13 protein-coding genes are annotated in these 14,171 nt (G+C 71.9%); 10 read left to right on the top strand and 3 right to left on the bottom strand.

The features are described 5' to 3' along the window. Nucleotides 1-221 precede the first annotated feature (221 nt). The 7 genes from glcD to QC818_RS01385 all read left to right on the top strand — a co-directional run bounded on the left by glcD (nucleotide 222) and on the right by QC818_RS01385 (nucleotide 7,709). A complete protein-coding gene (gene glcD, locus QC818_RS01415; RefSeq protein ID WP_309651042.1) occupies nucleotides 222-1,721 on the top strand; it encodes a glycolate oxidase subunit GlcD in 1,500 nt (499 codons plus the stop codon). 9 nt (nucleotides 1,722-1,730) lie between these two features. Continuing rightward, a complete protein-coding gene (gene glcE / locus QC818_RS01410) occupies nucleotides 1,731-2,819 on the top strand; it encodes a glycolate oxidase subunit GlcE (RefSeq protein ID WP_309651041.1) in 1,089 nt (362 codons plus the stop codon). Between the two features lies 1 nt (nucleotide 2,820). Further along, nucleotides 2,821-4,053, top strand: a complete 1,233-nt coding sequence (gene glcF, locus QC818_RS01405) for a glycolate oxidase subunit GlcF (protein ID WP_309651040.1) — start codon at nucleotides 2,821-2,823, stop codon at nucleotides 4,051-4,053. 356 nt (nucleotides 4,054-4,409) lie between these two features. Continuing rightward, nucleotides 4,410-4,811, top strand: a complete 402-nt coding sequence (locus tag QC818_RS01400) for a heme-binding protein (protein ID WP_309651039.1) — start codon at nucleotides 4,410-4,412, stop codon at nucleotides 4,809-4,811. A 123-nt stretch (nucleotides 4,812-4,934) separates the two neighbouring features. Beyond that, the gene (locus tag QC818_RS01395) at nucleotides 4,935-5,201 is read left to right on the top strand and encodes a DksA/TraR family C4-type zinc finger protein (RefSeq protein ID WP_309651038.1); all 267 of its coding nucleotides are present in this window, start codon (nucleotides 4,935-4,937) and stop codon (nucleotides 5,199-5,201) included. 116 nt (nucleotides 5,202-5,317) lie between these two features. Next, nucleotides 5,318-6,907 carry a bifunctional GNAT family N-acetyltransferase/carbon-nitrogen hydrolase family protein gene (locus QC818_RS01390; protein ID WP_309651037.1) on the top strand — a complete coding sequence of 530 codons (1,590 nt, stop codon included), beginning with the start codon at nucleotides 5,318-5,320 and terminating at the stop codon, nucleotides 6,905-6,907. Between the two features lie 4 nt (nucleotides 6,908-6,911). Continuing rightward, complete coding sequence (locus tag QC818_RS01385; RefSeq protein WP_309651036.1) at nucleotides 6,912-7,709, top strand: M90 family metallopeptidase; 798 nt, start codon at nucleotides 6,912-6,914, stop codon at nucleotides 7,707-7,709. A gap of 9 nt (nucleotides 7,710-7,718) precedes the next feature. Here the strand turns inward: QC818_RS01385 and QC818_RS01380 are convergent, their stop codons facing one another. Then, entirely contained in the window at nucleotides 7,719-8,588 is an 870-nt protein-coding gene (locus tag QC818_RS01380; RefSeq protein WP_309651035.1) for a LysR substrate-binding domain-containing protein, read from the bottom strand. A 107-nt stretch (nucleotides 8,589-8,695) separates the two neighbouring features. On the opposite strand from QC818_RS01380, the gene QC818_RS01375 reads away from it, so the two are divergent. Beyond that, complete coding sequence (locus QC818_RS01375; RefSeq protein ID WP_309651034.1) at nucleotides 8,696-9,868, top strand: TauD/TfdA family dioxygenase; 1,173 nt, start codon at nucleotides 8,696-8,698, stop codon at nucleotides 9,866-9,868. A 107-nt stretch (nucleotides 9,869-9,975) separates the two neighbouring features. Further along, nucleotides 9,976-10,653 carry a TVP38/TMEM64 family protein gene (locus QC818_RS01370; protein WP_309651033.1) on the top strand — a complete coding sequence of 226 codons (678 nt, stop codon included), beginning with the start codon at nucleotides 9,976-9,978 and terminating at the stop codon, nucleotides 10,651-10,653. Between the two features lie 12 nt (nucleotides 10,654-10,665). Here the strand turns inward: QC818_RS01370 and QC818_RS01365 are convergent, their stop codons facing one another. Continuing rightward, on the bottom strand, nucleotides 10,666-11,991 hold the full coding sequence (locus tag QC818_RS01365) for a glycosyltransferase (RefSeq protein WP_309651032.1): 1,326 nt from the start codon (nucleotides 11,989-11,991) through the stop codon (nucleotides 10,666-10,668). After that, nucleotides 11,988-12,938 (bottom strand): LysR family transcriptional regulator, encoded by a 951-nt coding sequence (locus QC818_RS01360; RefSeq protein WP_309651031.1) that lies wholly within the window; start codon nucleotides 12,936-12,938, stop codon nucleotides 11,988-11,990. Before QC818_RS01360 ends, QC818_RS01365 begins: the two co-directional genes overlap by 4 nt. 105 nt (nucleotides 12,939-13,043) lie before the next feature. On the opposite strand from QC818_RS01360, the gene QC818_RS01355 reads away from it, so the two are divergent. Beyond that, nucleotides 13,044-14,123, top strand: a complete 1,080-nt coding sequence (locus QC818_RS01355; RefSeq protein WP_309651030.1) for a tartrate dehydrogenase — start codon at nucleotides 13,044-13,046, stop codon at nucleotides 14,121-14,123. Nucleotides 14,124-14,171 lie beyond the last annotated feature (48 nt).

Genomic DNA, 14,171 nt, shown 5'->3' with positions numbered 1-14,171 from the left:
CGGGCCACGACCTAAGGTAAACGCAGCCCGAAGCCTCGGCCGGGACGTCGCGGCGTATTGTCGCAGCGTCGGGCGCCACAGGCCCGCCAGCCGGCCGATCCGGGCTGGCGCAGCAAGAAGGCCGCTGCGCCGCCGAAAAAACGGAAATTTTTTCCATAGATTTATGGAAAACACTTCCATAACATCGAACCAACGGATGCCTTCCCGTTCCCGGAGCCGCCATGAACATCCACTACGACGCGCGACTCGACGGCGAGCTGCCCCGCCAGGACAAGGCGGCGGTGCTCGACGACCTGCAGCAATCCGCGCCCGGGTTGACGCTGCTGCACCGCGAGGAAGACCTGCGCCCCTTCGAGTGCGACGGTCTCTCCGCCTATCGCATCCTGCCCATGCTGGTCGCCCTGCCCGACGACCTGGACCAGGTGAAGATCCTGCTCGAGCGCTGTCGGGCGCTCGGCGTGCCGGTGGTCACCCGGGGCGCCGGCACCGGCCTCTCCGGCGGCGCCCTGCCACTGGAGCAGGGCGTGCTGCTGGTCATGTCCCGCTTCGACCGCATCCTCGCGCTGGACCCCGAGGCCCGCACCGCCCGGGTCCAGCCCGGCGTGCGCAACCTGGCCATCTCCGAGGCCGCCGCGCCCTTCGGGCTCTACTATGCCCCGGACCCCTCCTCCCAGATCGCCTGCTCGATCGGCGGCAACGTGGCCGAGAACGCCGGCGGCGTGCACTGCCTCAAGTACGGCCTCACCGTGCACAACGTGCTCCGCGTCGAGCTGCTGACCCTGGAGGGCGAGCGCCTGGTCCTCGGCGGCGAGGCCCTGGACGCCCCGGGCTTCGACCTGCTGGCGCTGATCAACGGCTCCGAGGGCATGCTCGGGGTGGTCACCGAGATCACCGTCAAGCTGCTGCCCCAGCCGGAGACCGCCAAGGTGCTGATGGCGAGCTTCGACGACGTGGAGCAGGCCGGTCGCGCGGTGGGCGACATCATCGCCGCCGGCATCGTGCCCGGCGGGCTGGAGATGATGGACAACCTCGCCATCCGCGCCGCCGAGGACTTCATCCACGCCGGCTACCCGGTGGAGGCGGCGGCCATCCTGCTCTGCGAGCTGGACGGGGTGGAGGCCGACGTCGACGAGGACTGCGCACGCGCCCGGCGGGTGATGGAAGCCGCCGGCGCCACCGAGGTCCGCCAGGCCCGTGACGAGGCCGAGCGCGCGCTGTTCTGGGCCGGACGCAAGAACGCCTTCCCCGCGGTGGGCCGCATGTCGCCGGACTACTACTGCATGGACGGCACCATCCCGCGGCGGGCCCTGCCGGCCGTGCTGTCGACCATCGCCGCGCTCGCCGAGGAGTACGGCCTCCAGGTGGCCAACGTCTTCCACGCCGGGGACGGCAACATGCATCCGCTGATCCTCTTCGACGCCAACCGCGAGGGCGAGCTGGAGCGCGCCGAGGCCCTGGGGGGGCGCATCCTCGAGGCCTGCGTGGAGGCCGGCGGCTCGATCACCGGCGAGCACGGGGTCGGCCGCGAGAAGATCAACCAGATGTGCGTGCAGTTCCGGCCCGACGAGCTGGCGACCTTCCATGCGGTCAAGGCCGCCTTCGACCCCGAGGGCCTGCTCAACCCGGGCAAGAACATCCCCACCCTGGCGCGCTGCGCCGAGTTCGGCGCCATGCACGTGCATGGCGGCAAGCTGCCGCATCCCGACCTGCCCCGTTTCTGAGGAGTGATCATGGCCAAGCAGATCCAGACGCTCCCGGATCGGGACGTCACCCAGGCCCTCGGCGAACGCCTGCGCCAGGCCGACGCCGACGGCACGCCGCTGCGCATCGTCGGCGGCGACACCAAGGCCTTCTACGGCCGCCCCGTCGAGGGCGACACGCTCTCCACCCGCGAGCATCGCGGCATCACCCGCTACGACCCGGTGGAGCTGATCGTCTCGGCGCGCGCCGGCACCCCCCTGGCCGAGCTCGAGGCGACGCTGGCCGAACAGGGCCAGATGCTGCCCTTCGAGCCGCCGCACTTCGGCGAGGACGCCACGGTGGGCGGCATGGTCGCCGCCGGCCTGTCCGGGCCCCGGCGCCCCTGGGCCGGCGCGGTGCGCGACTTCGTGCTCGGCGTCCGCCTGATCGACCGCCACGGCGAATCCCTGCGCTTCGGCGGCGAGGTGATGAAGAACGTGGCCGGCTACGACCTGTCGCGGCTGATGGTCGGCGCCCAGGGCGCCCTGGGCCTGATCGCCGAGGTCTCGCTCAAGGTCCTGCCCCGGCCCGCCGCCCGCCAGAGCCTGCGCCTGGCCCTGCCCCTGGACGAGGCGCGCCGCCGGCTGGCCGAGTGGGGACGCCGTCCCTGGCCGATCACCGCCGCCGCCTGGCAGGACGGCGCCCTCCACCTGCGCCTGGAGGGCGGCCGCGGCTCGGTCGCCGACACCCGGGCGGCCCTGGGCGGCGAAGCCCTGGACGACGGCTACTGGGACGCCCTGCGCGAGCTGCGCCTGCCGCACCTCGACGCCGCGGACGCGCGCCCGCTGTGGCGCCTCTCCGTGCCGCCGCGGGCCACCCTGGCGCTGCCCGGGATCGACGAGGAGGCGATGCTCCACGACTGGGGCGGCGCCCAGCGCTGGCTGCGCTGCGACCTCGACGCCGCGACCCTGCGCGACGCCGTCGCCCGGGCCGACGGCCACGCCAGCTGCCTGACGCCCGGCGCCGCCGAGCCCTTCACGCCGCTGGCACCGGGGCTGGCCGAGGTCCATCGCCGCCTCAAGGCCCAGCTGGACCCGAACGGGATCTTCAACCCCGGACGACTCTACGGGGGGCTATAACATGCAGACGCACTTCACCGACGAGGACCTCCAGCAACCGCATCTCCGCGAGGCGGACCGGGTGCTGCGCACCTGCGTGCACTGCGGCTTCTGCAACGCCACCTGCCCCACCTACCGGCTGCTGGGCGACGAGCGGGACGGCCCCCGCGGGCGCATCTACCTGATGAAGGCGCTGCTCGAGGATCGCGAAGAGCGCGCCGACATCACCAGTGAGACCCGGCTGCACCTGGATCGCTGCCTGAGCTGCCGCAACTGCGAGACCACCTGCCCCTCCGGGGTCGAGTATCACAAGCTGCTCGACATCGGCCGCGCCGAGCTCGAGCGCCGCCTGCCGCGCAAGGCTCCCGAAAGGGCCTTCCGCTTCGCCCTGCGCAAGGCCCTGGTGGAGCCCGCGCGCTTCAAGGCGCTGCTCAAGATCGGCCTGACCTTCCGGCCGCTGGTGCCGGGTCCGCTCAAGGCCAAGATGCCGCCCGCCCCGGTGGATGCCGGCGCCCGCCCCGAGGGACGCCGGCATGCCCGGCAGATGCTGATCCTCGAGGGCTGCGTGCAGCCCGGGCTCTCGCCCAACACCAACGCCGCCACCGCCCGGGTGCTGGACCGGCTGGGCATCGGCCTGACCCCGGCCCCGGAGGCCGGCTGCTGCGGCGCCGTGGACTTCCACCTGGACGCCCAGGACGCCGGAAGGGCCCGGGCGCGGGCCAATATCGACGCCTGGTGGCCGCACATCGAGGCCGGCTGCGAGGCCATCGTCCAGACCGCCAGCGGCTGCGGCGCCTTCGTCAAGGAATACGCCGACATCCTGGCCGACGATCCGGCCTACGCCGACAAGGCCGCCCGGGTCAGCGAGCTGGCCCGCGACCTGGTGGAGGTGCTGCGCGACGAGGACCTCGGGGCACTGGACGCGCGGCCCGAGCGGCGCCTGGCGTTCCACTGTCCCTGCACCCTGCAGCACGCCCAGAAGCTCGGCGGCGCGGTGGAGGGCGTGCTCACCCGGCTCGGCTTCGCGCTGACGCCGGTCCAGAACCCGCATCTGTGCTGCGGCTCGGCGGGCACCTACTCGGTGACCCAGCCGGAGCTGGCGACCCGGCTGCGCGACGACAAGCTCGACGCCCTGGAAGCCGGCGAGCCGGAGGTGATCGCCACGGCCAACATCGGGTGCCAGACCCATCTGGGCAGCGCCGGGCGGACCGAGGTGCGCCACTGGATCGAGATCGTCGACGAGGCCCTGTCATGAGGCTCGCAAGCGATCGCCACCGCGCTCATGCATTCAGCTGCCAGCCCCATCCCGGGCAGCGCCGGGCGGACCGAGGTGCGCCACTGGATCGAGATCGTCGACGCGGCCCTGTCATGAGGCTCGCAAGCGATCGCCACCGCGCTCATGCATTCAGCTGCCAGCCCCATCCTGGGCGGCGCCGGGCGGACCGAGGTGCGCCACTGGATCGAGATCGTCGACGCGGCCCTGGAGTGATCGAGACACGATGATGCCATCGAGTTCGACGGGGGCCTGGTCGCCAAGGAATCGCTTCTCCCCCCGGGCTGCCGGCCCGGGGACTCCCTGCTCTATCCCAAATCCAAACCAAGGAGCATGCCATGCAGACCAAAGCCATCCTCGGACTCGCGGAAGTCAACGCCATCCTCGACGCCGCCCAGCGTGAGGCCGAAACCCACCACTGGAACGTCGCCATCTCGGTCACCGACGACAGCGGTGAGCTGCTGGGGCTGCGCCGCCTCGACGGCGCGGCGCCCATGACCGCCATGATCAGCGCCCAGAAGGCCCGCAGCGCCGCGCTGAGCCACAAGGAGACCCAGGTCTTCGAGGAGATGATCAACGGCGGGCGCAACGCCTTCCTCTCCGCGCCCCTGCAGGGGCTGATGGAAGGCGGCGTGCCGGTCGTCGTCGACGGTCGGGTGATCGGCGCCGTGGGGGTCTCCGGCGTCAAGGCCGACCAGGACGCCCAGGTGGCCCACGCCAGCATCGCCGCGGTGCTCTGACCCGAGAGCGCACGCGCCCCCTCCCGACCCCGGCTCCGGCCGGGGTCTCGCGTTTCGGGGTATGGCGTCCCGTGCCCCGATCTGCCAGGCTGAGCCGAGCGACACGCATCGGGGGCCCTTCCCATGGCCGGCGGCTGGTCGAAAGACGGCGACGTACAGCAGCAGATCGACGACAGCATCCGCGACGAGCTCGAGCGCGCCCGCCGCGCCCTGCCCCGCGGCGAGAGCGCCCATGAATGCGACGAATGCGGCGAGCCGATCCCCGAGGCGCGGCGACGGGCCGTGCCCGGCGTGCGGCTGTGCCTGGCCTGCCAGGCCGAGCGCGACCGGCGCCGGGGCCCGGCCGGCGGCGTCAACCGCCGGGGCAGCAAGGACAGCCAGCTTCGGTAGCACATCCGAACGCGAACTCGCGAGACGGGGACGGATCGCCGAGGGAGAAAGCCTGTCGGCGCCGAGGCGGCGGGCTGCTAGACTGCGGCTTTCGTGACCGGATGGAGAGCCGCGGCATGTCCCTCGACGATCTGCACCTCAACCTGCGCAACCTGACGCCGGACGACTACCCGCAGCTCAAGACGCTGATGGACGCCGTCTACCACGACATCGGCGGCGCCTGGCCCGAGCACACCATCGACACGCTGATCGAGGCGTTCCCCGACGGCCAGATCGCCATCGAGGACGACGGCCGCCTGGTGGGCGTGGCACTGACCGTGCAGGTGGATTACGACGAGTTCTCCAACCCCCACCAGTACGACGACCTGATCGGCAGCCGCGAGATCATCCTCAATGATCCGGACGGCGACGCCATGTACGGCCTCGACGTGCTGATCCACCCGGACTATCGCGGCTACCGCCTGGGACGGCGCCTCTACGAGGCCCGCAAGGAGCTGTGCCGCTCGAGGAACCTGCGGGCGATCCTGGCCGGCGGGCGCATCCCCCAATACCACCACTACGCCGAGGAGCTCTCGCCCACGGAGTACATCGACAAGGTGGCGCGCAAGGAGATCCACGACCCCATCCTCTCCTTCCAGCTGGCCAACGACTTCCAGGTCAAGCGCCTGCTGCGCAAGTACCTGCCCGAGGACGAGAAGTCCCAGGGCTACGCGACCCTGCTGGAGTGGAACAACATCCTCTTCGAGCCCGCCGAACGGGTGCTGGAGAGCCGCCGCACCCAGGTGCGGGTGGGCGCCGTGCAGTGGCAGATGCGCGAGTTCGACTCGGTGGAGGCGGTGCTGCAGCAGGTCGAGTACTTCGTCGACGCCCTGGCCGACTACCAGAGCGACTTCGCGGTCTTCCCGGAGCTGTTCAATGCGCCGCTGATGGGCCTGCAGGACCGCGCCGCCCAGCAGGACCAGCTGGCCGCCATCCGCTTCCTGGCCGGTTTCACCGAACGCTTCAAGACCGAGCTGTCGCGCATGGCGGTGGCTTACAACATCAACATCGTGGCCGGCTCGATGATCGAGGTCGGCGAGGAGGACCGGCTCTACAACGTCGCCTACCTGTGCCACCGGGACGGCTCCGTGGAGCGCCAGGCCAAGCTGCACATCACCCCCCAGGAGCGCCGCGACTGGGTGATCGAGGGCGGCGACGAGCTGCAGGTGTTCGAGACCGACGCCGGCCGGGTGGGCATCCAGATCTGCTACGACGTGGAGTTTCCCGAGCTGTCCCGGCTGCTCGCCGAACAGGACATGGACATCCTGTTCGTGCCCTTCTGGACCGACACCAAGAACGGCTACCTGCGGGTGCGCCACTGCGCCCAGGCCCGAGCCATCGAGAACGAGTGCTACGTGGTGCTGTGCGGCAGCGTCGGCAACGTGCCCTCCATCGAGAACCTGGATATCCAGTACGCCCAGTCCTCGGTATTCTCGCCCTCGGACTTCTCCTTCCCCCACGACGCCGTGCTCGCCGAGACCACGCCCAACACCGAGATGATCATGTTCTCGGACCTGGACCTGACCCGGCTCACCGTGGTGCGCAACGAGGGCTCGGTGACCAACCTCAAGGATCGCCGCCAGGACCTCTTCGACCTGCGCCTGCGCGACTGGTCCTGGAAGTCCGGGGGCCGGCCATCCGGGGGCCGCGACGTGGAGGAAGGCTGAGGCCGTGCTGGAGCGACTGCGCCGCTGGCGGGAGGCCCGCTTCGCCGCCCGCTATCCCTTCCCCGCGGAGGCCTGGGCCGAGGCCCGGGCACGCTTGCCGCTGCTCGCCGCGGTGCCCGAGGCCGACGCCGAGCGCCTCGGCCATCGGGCCTGGCGCTTCGCCCACGCCAAGCGGCTGAGCCGCCACCCCGACCTGGACCCCGCCATCGACTTCGACGTGCCGGCACGGCTGGCCATCGCCGCCCAGGCCTGCCTGCTGACCCTGGGCTGGGAGGCGCGCACCCACCGCGAGGCCCTGGCCGGGGTCCACGAGATCCTGATCGTGCCCGACGCCTTCCATCGCCGGGTCGAGGAACTCGACGAGTTCGGGGTGATGCACGAGTACGACGACGAACGCGCCGGCGAGACCTCCCACCAGGGGCCGGTGGTGGTGGCCTACCCGGACCTGATGGCAAGCGGCGACCGGGACGGCTTCAACGTGGTGATCCACGAGCTGGCCCACAAGCTCGACATGGCCAACTCCCTGGACGCCGACGGCTTCCCGCCGCTGCCCGGCGACCTGGACCCGCGGGACTGGCACCGGGTGTTCACGGCGGTGTGGGACGACCTCCAGGCGCACCTCGAGCGCGGCGAGGCCACGCCCATCGACGACTACGCCGCCAGCCACCCCGGCGAGTGCTTCGCGGTGGCCTGCGAGTATTTCTTCGCCGCCCCGCAGGCGCTGCACGACGCCTACCCCGAGCTCTACGCCCTGCTGACCCGCTACTTCCGCCAGGATCCGCGGCGCTGGCCCTCGACCTAGGCGCTTAGGCTAGTCCCCCGCCTCGCCCACCAGCCATCGCCAGACCCGCGCCGCCTCCTCCCGGGGCGCCCGTCGCGCGGGGCGCACCAGCCAGAAGCCCTCGGCGCTGGCCACCGGCAGGTCCAGCGGCGCCACCAGGTCGTCGCGGCCCTCGACCAGCCGCCGGTGGGTGAGCGCCACGCCCGCGCCCCGGGCCGCCAGCGCCAGGGTCATCACCTGGCTGTCGCAGGTCAGGCTCGCGCAGCGCGAGGCCAGGCCCGCCAGGCCGACGTCCTCCAGCCAGGTCGGCCAGCCCACGGCGAAGCCCACCGCATGCAGCAGGGTGTGATCCGCCAGGTCGTCCGGAGTCCGGATGCGCTCGGCCAGCGACGGGGCGCAGACCGGCAGCATCGCCTCCTCGCCCAGCGACACCGCCTCCAGCCCCGACCAGTCGCCCTGGCCGTAGCGGATCTCCAGGTCCGCTCCCTCGGGCCCGAAGTCGTCCGGCCAGATGGCGCTGACCAGGCGCAGCGCGATCCCGGGATGCGCCTGGCGGAAGGCCGCCAGCCGCGGCGCCAACCAGCTCTGCTGCACCACCGGGGTGGTGCGCAGGGTCACCGGCGACTCGCCTCCGCCGCCGAACACCTCCCGGGTGCCCTCGGCCAGGCGGGCGAAGGCGTCCTGCAGGCTCGGCAGCCAGGCCTGGCCGGCGGGGGTCAGGCTCAGGCTGCGCGGGTGGCGGATGAACAGCTTCTGGCCGAGGCGATCCTCGAGCAGGCGCACGCGTTGGCTGATCGCCGCCTGGGTCACGCCCAGCTCCTGGCCGGCGGCGGTGAAGCTCAGGGTGCGGGCAGCGGCCTCGAAGGCCTGCAACCAGGTCAGCGGGGGCAGGGCACTCATGCAAAAGCCTGTCATAAGTTATCTGGGGTCAATGAGGCCAGATTAATCGTTTGTCAGCCAAGCGGCCAGCCGCCACCCTCTCGGCATCCCGAACCGAGGAGGCGAGCATGACCGAGACCCCGACCGTCAACATCCGACCCCACCTGCCCATGGGGGAATTGGCCGACCACGCCCGGGGCCCCGCCCTGAGCCAGGCCACGGCCAGTCGCGCCCGCCTGACCCTGAGCTGGGAGGACGGCACCCTGGCCGACTTCCCGCTGGCCTGGCTGCGCGACCACTGTGCCTGCCCCGAGTGCCGCCACCCCCTGACCCGGGAGCGTCTCATCCTGCCCCTCGAAGCGCCTACCGAGGCCCCCGAGACCCGGGTGGTCGAGGGCAACCTGGCACTGGTCTGGGCCGATGGCCACGTCAGCCGCTTCGATGCCGTCTGGCTGCATCAGCGCCGCCCGGGCCAGGGACGGGAGGATGCCGTGCCGACTCGCCGCCCCTGGGCCCGGGACTACCGCCCGACACGCGTCGACCATGCCGACTTCGTGGCCGGCGCCGAGGGCGAGCGCACCTGGCTCACCGCCCTGCTGCGTGACGGCCTGGTGCTGCTCGAGAACGGCCCCCTGGCCGACGAGGAAGTGAGTCGCTTGGCGAGCCGCATCGGGCCGCTGCGCGCCACCAACTTCGGGGCTCGCTTCGACGTCAAGTCCAAGCCCAACCCCAACAACGCCGCCTACACCGCCATCGGCCTGGCCCTGCACACCGACCTGCCCAACTGGCGTCATCCGCCGGACATCCAGCTGCTCTACTGCCTGGAGAACGACGCCGAGGGGGGCGAGTCCACCTTCTTCGACGGCTTCGCCGCGGCCGAGGCGCTGCGCGTCGAGTCTCCCGAGGCCTTTCGGCGGCTCGCCGAGACGCCGATCGACTTCCGCTTCCAGGACGAGAACCACGACATCGTCTGGCGCGCCCCGGTGATCGACCTGGACGAGGCCGGCCGCGTCGTCGAGGTCCGGCTCAACAACTGGATCCGCGACACCCTGCGCCTGCCCCTCGAGGAGATCGATGCCTGGTACGACGCCTACCGCGCGTTCTGGACGCTGGCCCAGGATCCCGAGAACCGGCTCGAGTTCTCCCTGGCCCCGGGCGAGATGGTCGCCTTCGACAACCGCCGGGTGATGCACGGACGCAACGCCTTCGACCCCAGCACCGGCCGGCGCCACCTGCAGGGCACCTACCTCGACCTCGACATGTGCGAGTCCCGTCTGCGGGTGCTGGCCCGACGGGCCTGACCTTCCGGCCGCCGGGAGGGGCGGAGCTCGCGCTCCGGGAAGGATGTCGCTTTGGCCAGCGTCGCCGCTGCCTTATGCTGTGGCGGTCACTCGCCAGGAAGCCCGTCATGCCCCGCCGCCTCGGAGTCGTCGCCCTCATCCTGATCGCCCTGCTCGCCCTGGGCGGGCTCTGGCAGTGGCTGGCCATGCGGGACCTGCTCACCGTCGAGACCCTGTCGAGCCTGGCCCGGGGGTCGGTGGCCTGGCGCGACGCCCCCTGGGCGGTGCTGGTGATCATGGCGGTCTACGCCGGCGCCTCGCTGGTGATGTTTCCGTTGAGCCTGTTGGTGGCGCTGACCGGCCTGATGTTCGGCCCCTGGTGGGGCTTCGGCTATGCCCTGGCGGGCACCCTGGCCGCCTCGATGCTGACCTGGTGGGTGGGCCGCCGGCTGGGCCGCGACGCCCTGCTGCGCCACGGCGGCAAGCACCTCAAGGGCCTGTCGCGCTATCTCTCGGGGCGCGGCATCCGCACCATGACCCTGGTGAACCTGCTGCCGCTGGCGCCCTTCACCCTGACCAACATGATGGCGGGCGCCTTCCGGCTGCGCTTCCGCGACTACATGATCGGCTCGACGCTGGGCATCGTCCCGGGACTCGCCGGGGTGACCCTGCTGGGCAGCCAGCTCGGCGAGCTGGCCACCGCGGACAGCCGCCAGGAGGTGGTGATCTCGCTGCTGGGCCTGCTGGCGGGGGTGGGACTGCTCGTCGGCCTCAAGCGCTGGGCCGAGCGCCGGCGGCGGCGCTGAGGCGGACGAGGGTCACTTCGACGGCAACTCGGGCTCGTCGGAGCGCCCGCCGGGCCACCAGGACGGGCGCTCCTGCTCCCATTCCTCCTGGACCAGGTGGCGCAGCAGCCGGCCGCGATAGCGCAGCATCTGCCATTCCGCGCCCAGGCGGCCGCGTACCCGGTCCCAGCCGCCGTCGTCGGCGTGGGTGAAGGGACCGCCCCGGGCGATGGCGCGCCGGTAGACCGCCAGGCAGCGTTCGGCGCAGAGCCGCTCGTCGTAGTCCGCGGCGGTGACCCGGGCCCCGTGGTGCAGCGGCCGGCGACGCGCCTCGTCGCCGAGGGCGACCAGCGCCGCGGCCATGGCCGCGGCGTCGTCCTCGGCCAGCAGCCGGCCGTTCTCGCCGTCGACCACCACCTCGACCACGCCGGGCGCGCTGACCGCCACCACCGGCAGGCCGGCGGCCATGGCCTCGGCCACCACCATGCCCTGGGTCTCGCTATGGGAGGCGAAGGCGAAGACGTCCATGGCGTGATAGGCGTCGATCAGCGCCTGCCCCTGCAGCCGGCCGGCGAAGTGCACCCGCTCGTCGACGCCGGCGACCTCGGCGCAGGCCGCCATGGCCTCGGCGGCGTCGCCGTCGCCGACCACCAGGAAGTGCGCCGCGGGCCGCTCGGCCAGGGCCCGGCACACCGCCTCGGCCAGGAAGGCCAGGTTCTTCTCGCGGGCCAGCCGCCCCAGGTGGCCGATCACATAGGCGTCCCCGGGAATCCCCAGCCGCCGCCGGCAGGCCGCCCCGTCGCCCTCGGCGAAGCGCGCCGTGTCCACGCCGCTGGGCACCACCCGGATCTCGGGGTTGCCCTCGCGCTCGAGCAGCAGGTCGCGGATGCTCTCGCTGGGCGCGATCACGGCATCGCACAGCCAGGTGTACTGGGTGGCCAGGGCCACGGCGAAGCGCTGCATGCGCGGCGAGTCGCCGGGCACGTAGTGGGTGTAGTGCTCGTAGAGGGTGTGATGGGTGAACACCAGCGGCAGGCCGTAGGTCTCGGCGGCGCGGGCCGCGGTGTCGCCGAGCAGGAAGGGATGGTGGGCGTGCACCAGGTCGGGCTCGAAGGCCTCGATGGCGTCGAAGAGCTGGCCCGGGATCGGCACCGGCAGGGAGAAGTCGCTGCCGTTGAAGTGCTGGACCGCCGCCACCCGCACCACGTCCGCCTCGAAGTCGGGTTGCCCCTCCAGGCGCGGCGCCACCACCAGCACCTGGTGCCCGGCGGCCTGGAGCTGGCGCTTGAGGCGCTGCACCGATTCGCTGACCCCGCCGACGATGGGCAGATAGGTGTTGGTGAACATCAGCACATTCACGGTGACGACTCTCCTTGCCGGGCTTCCTGGGGCACGTCGCCTGCCGGCACGCGACCCGGCATCTCCTGCTCAAGATAGGCGATGAAGGCGCGAACCCGCAGCGGAACGTGGCGGCGCCGATCATACACGGCATGAAAGTCCGCGCGCACGCCCCGCCACGCCGGCAGCAGCTCCACCAGCCGCCCCGCCGCCAGGTCCTCGTGGACGTCCCACCAGGAGCGCAGGGCGATGCCGTGGCCGTCGCGTGCCAGCCCGCGGATCACCTCGCCGTCGTTGCTGGCCATCGGCCCGGCCACCTTCACCGCGCATTCCTCGCCCGGGGCGTCGCGGCGCTGGAAGCGCCACACCGCATAGTCGCTTTCGATCTCGCGCAGCACCAGGCAGGCGTGGCGCGCCAGGTCGGCCGGCTCGTCCAGCGGCGGCATGTCGGCCAGGTAACGCGGCGCCGCGCACAGCACGCGCCGGCTGGCCAGGATCCGCCGCGCCACCAGCCGCGAGTCCGGCGGCTCGCCGACCCGGATGCCGATATCGATGCCCCGGTCGGCCAGGCCGAGCGGGAAGTTGGTCAGCTCCAGGCTCGCCTCGAGGCGCGGGTGCCGGGCCAGGAAGGCCGACAGCAGCGGCGCCACGTGCCGGCGCCCGAAGCCGAAGGTGGCGTTGATGCGCAACGGGCCGGAGAGCTCGGCGCGATGATCGCCGAGGGTCTCCTCGAGCTCCGTCAGGTCGTCGAGGATCGCCGTGCCGCGCGCCAGGTAGCGCTCGCCCTCGTCGGTCAGCGTCAGCCGCCGGGTGGTGCGCGCCGCCAGCGAGACGCCCAGGCGCGCCTCGAGCCGCTGCAGGCGCTTGCTCACCGCCGACAGCGACAGGCCCAGCTCCCGGGCGGTGGCGGTCAGGCTGCCGGCCCGGGCGAGCCGCTGGAAGAAGGCCAGGTCGTCGAGGGGCGTCACCGCATTCTCCACTCGAATTCAACAATGACTTGAATATTACCCCGATTATCTTCGCCTTGTCCGCCGCTAGACTGGGCGGACTCTCGTGCCGCGACAGGAGCTCCCATGACCCAGCGCATCGCCGTGCTCGCCGGTGACGGCATCGGCAAGGAAGTCATGCCCGAGGGGCTGCGCGCCCTGGAAGCCGCCGCCCGCCGCTTCGGCCTCGACCTGGCCTTCGAGGCCTTCGACTTCGCCAGCTGCGACTACTACCTCGAACACGGCCGGATGCTGCCCGACGACTGGCACCCGACCCTGGCCGCCTTCGACGCCCTCTACTACGGCGCCATCGGCTGGCCGGACAAGGTCCCGGACCACGTCTCGCTGTGGGGCTCGCTGCTCAGGTTCCGCCGCGAATTCGACCAGTACGTCAACCTGCGCCCCTGCCGCCTGCTGCCGGGCATCGAGAGCCCGCTGGCCGGGCGCGCGCCGGGCGACATCGACTTCTACGTGGTGCGCGAGAACACCGAGGGCGAATACTCCAGCGTCGGCGGCACCATGTTCGAGGGCACCGAGCGGGAGGTGGTGATCCAGGAGACGGTGATGACCCGCACCGGCGTCGACCGGGTGCTGAAATACGCCTTCGACCTGGCGCAGAGCCGCCCGCGGAAGAAGCTCACCTCGGCGACCAAGTCCAACGGCATCGCCATCACCATGCCCTGGTGGGACACCCGCGTCGCCGCCATGGGCGAGCGCTACCCGGAGGTCGAGGTCGACCGGTTCCACATCGACATCCTCGCCGCCCACTTCGTGCTGCACCCGGACTGGTTCGACGTGGTGGTGGCCAGCAACCTGTTCGGCGATATCCTCTCCGACCTGGGCCCGGCCTGCACCGGCACCATCGGCGTGGCGCCCTCGGCCAACATCAACCCGGAGGGCCGCTTCCCGAGCCTGTTCGAGCCGGTTCACGGCAGCGCCCCGGACATCGCCGGGCGCGGCATCGCCAACCCCATCGGCCAGATCTGGTCCGGCGCCATGATGCTCGAGCACCTGGGCCACCCGGCGGCGGGCGCGGCCATCCTCGCCGCCATCGAGGCGGTGCTCGCCGAGGGCGACGCCGGAGTGCTGACCCCGGACCTCAAGGGCCGCGGCACCACCGAGGCCCTGGGCCGCGCCATCGCCGAGCGCATCGCCTCCCAGACCTGAAAAAGAGAGCCTGAACGACGACGCCCCGCACGGGGCGGGGCGCCGGGG

Source organism: Halomonas koreensis, assembly GCF_031451675.1.
In the GTDB taxonomy this organism is placed as follows: Bacteria; Pseudomonadota; Gammaproteobacteria; order Pseudomonadales; family Halomonadaceae; genus Halomonas; species Halomonas koreensis.
Note: the sequence above shows the minus strand (reverse complement) of the source record. Positions and strands in the feature narration are given on the sequence as shown.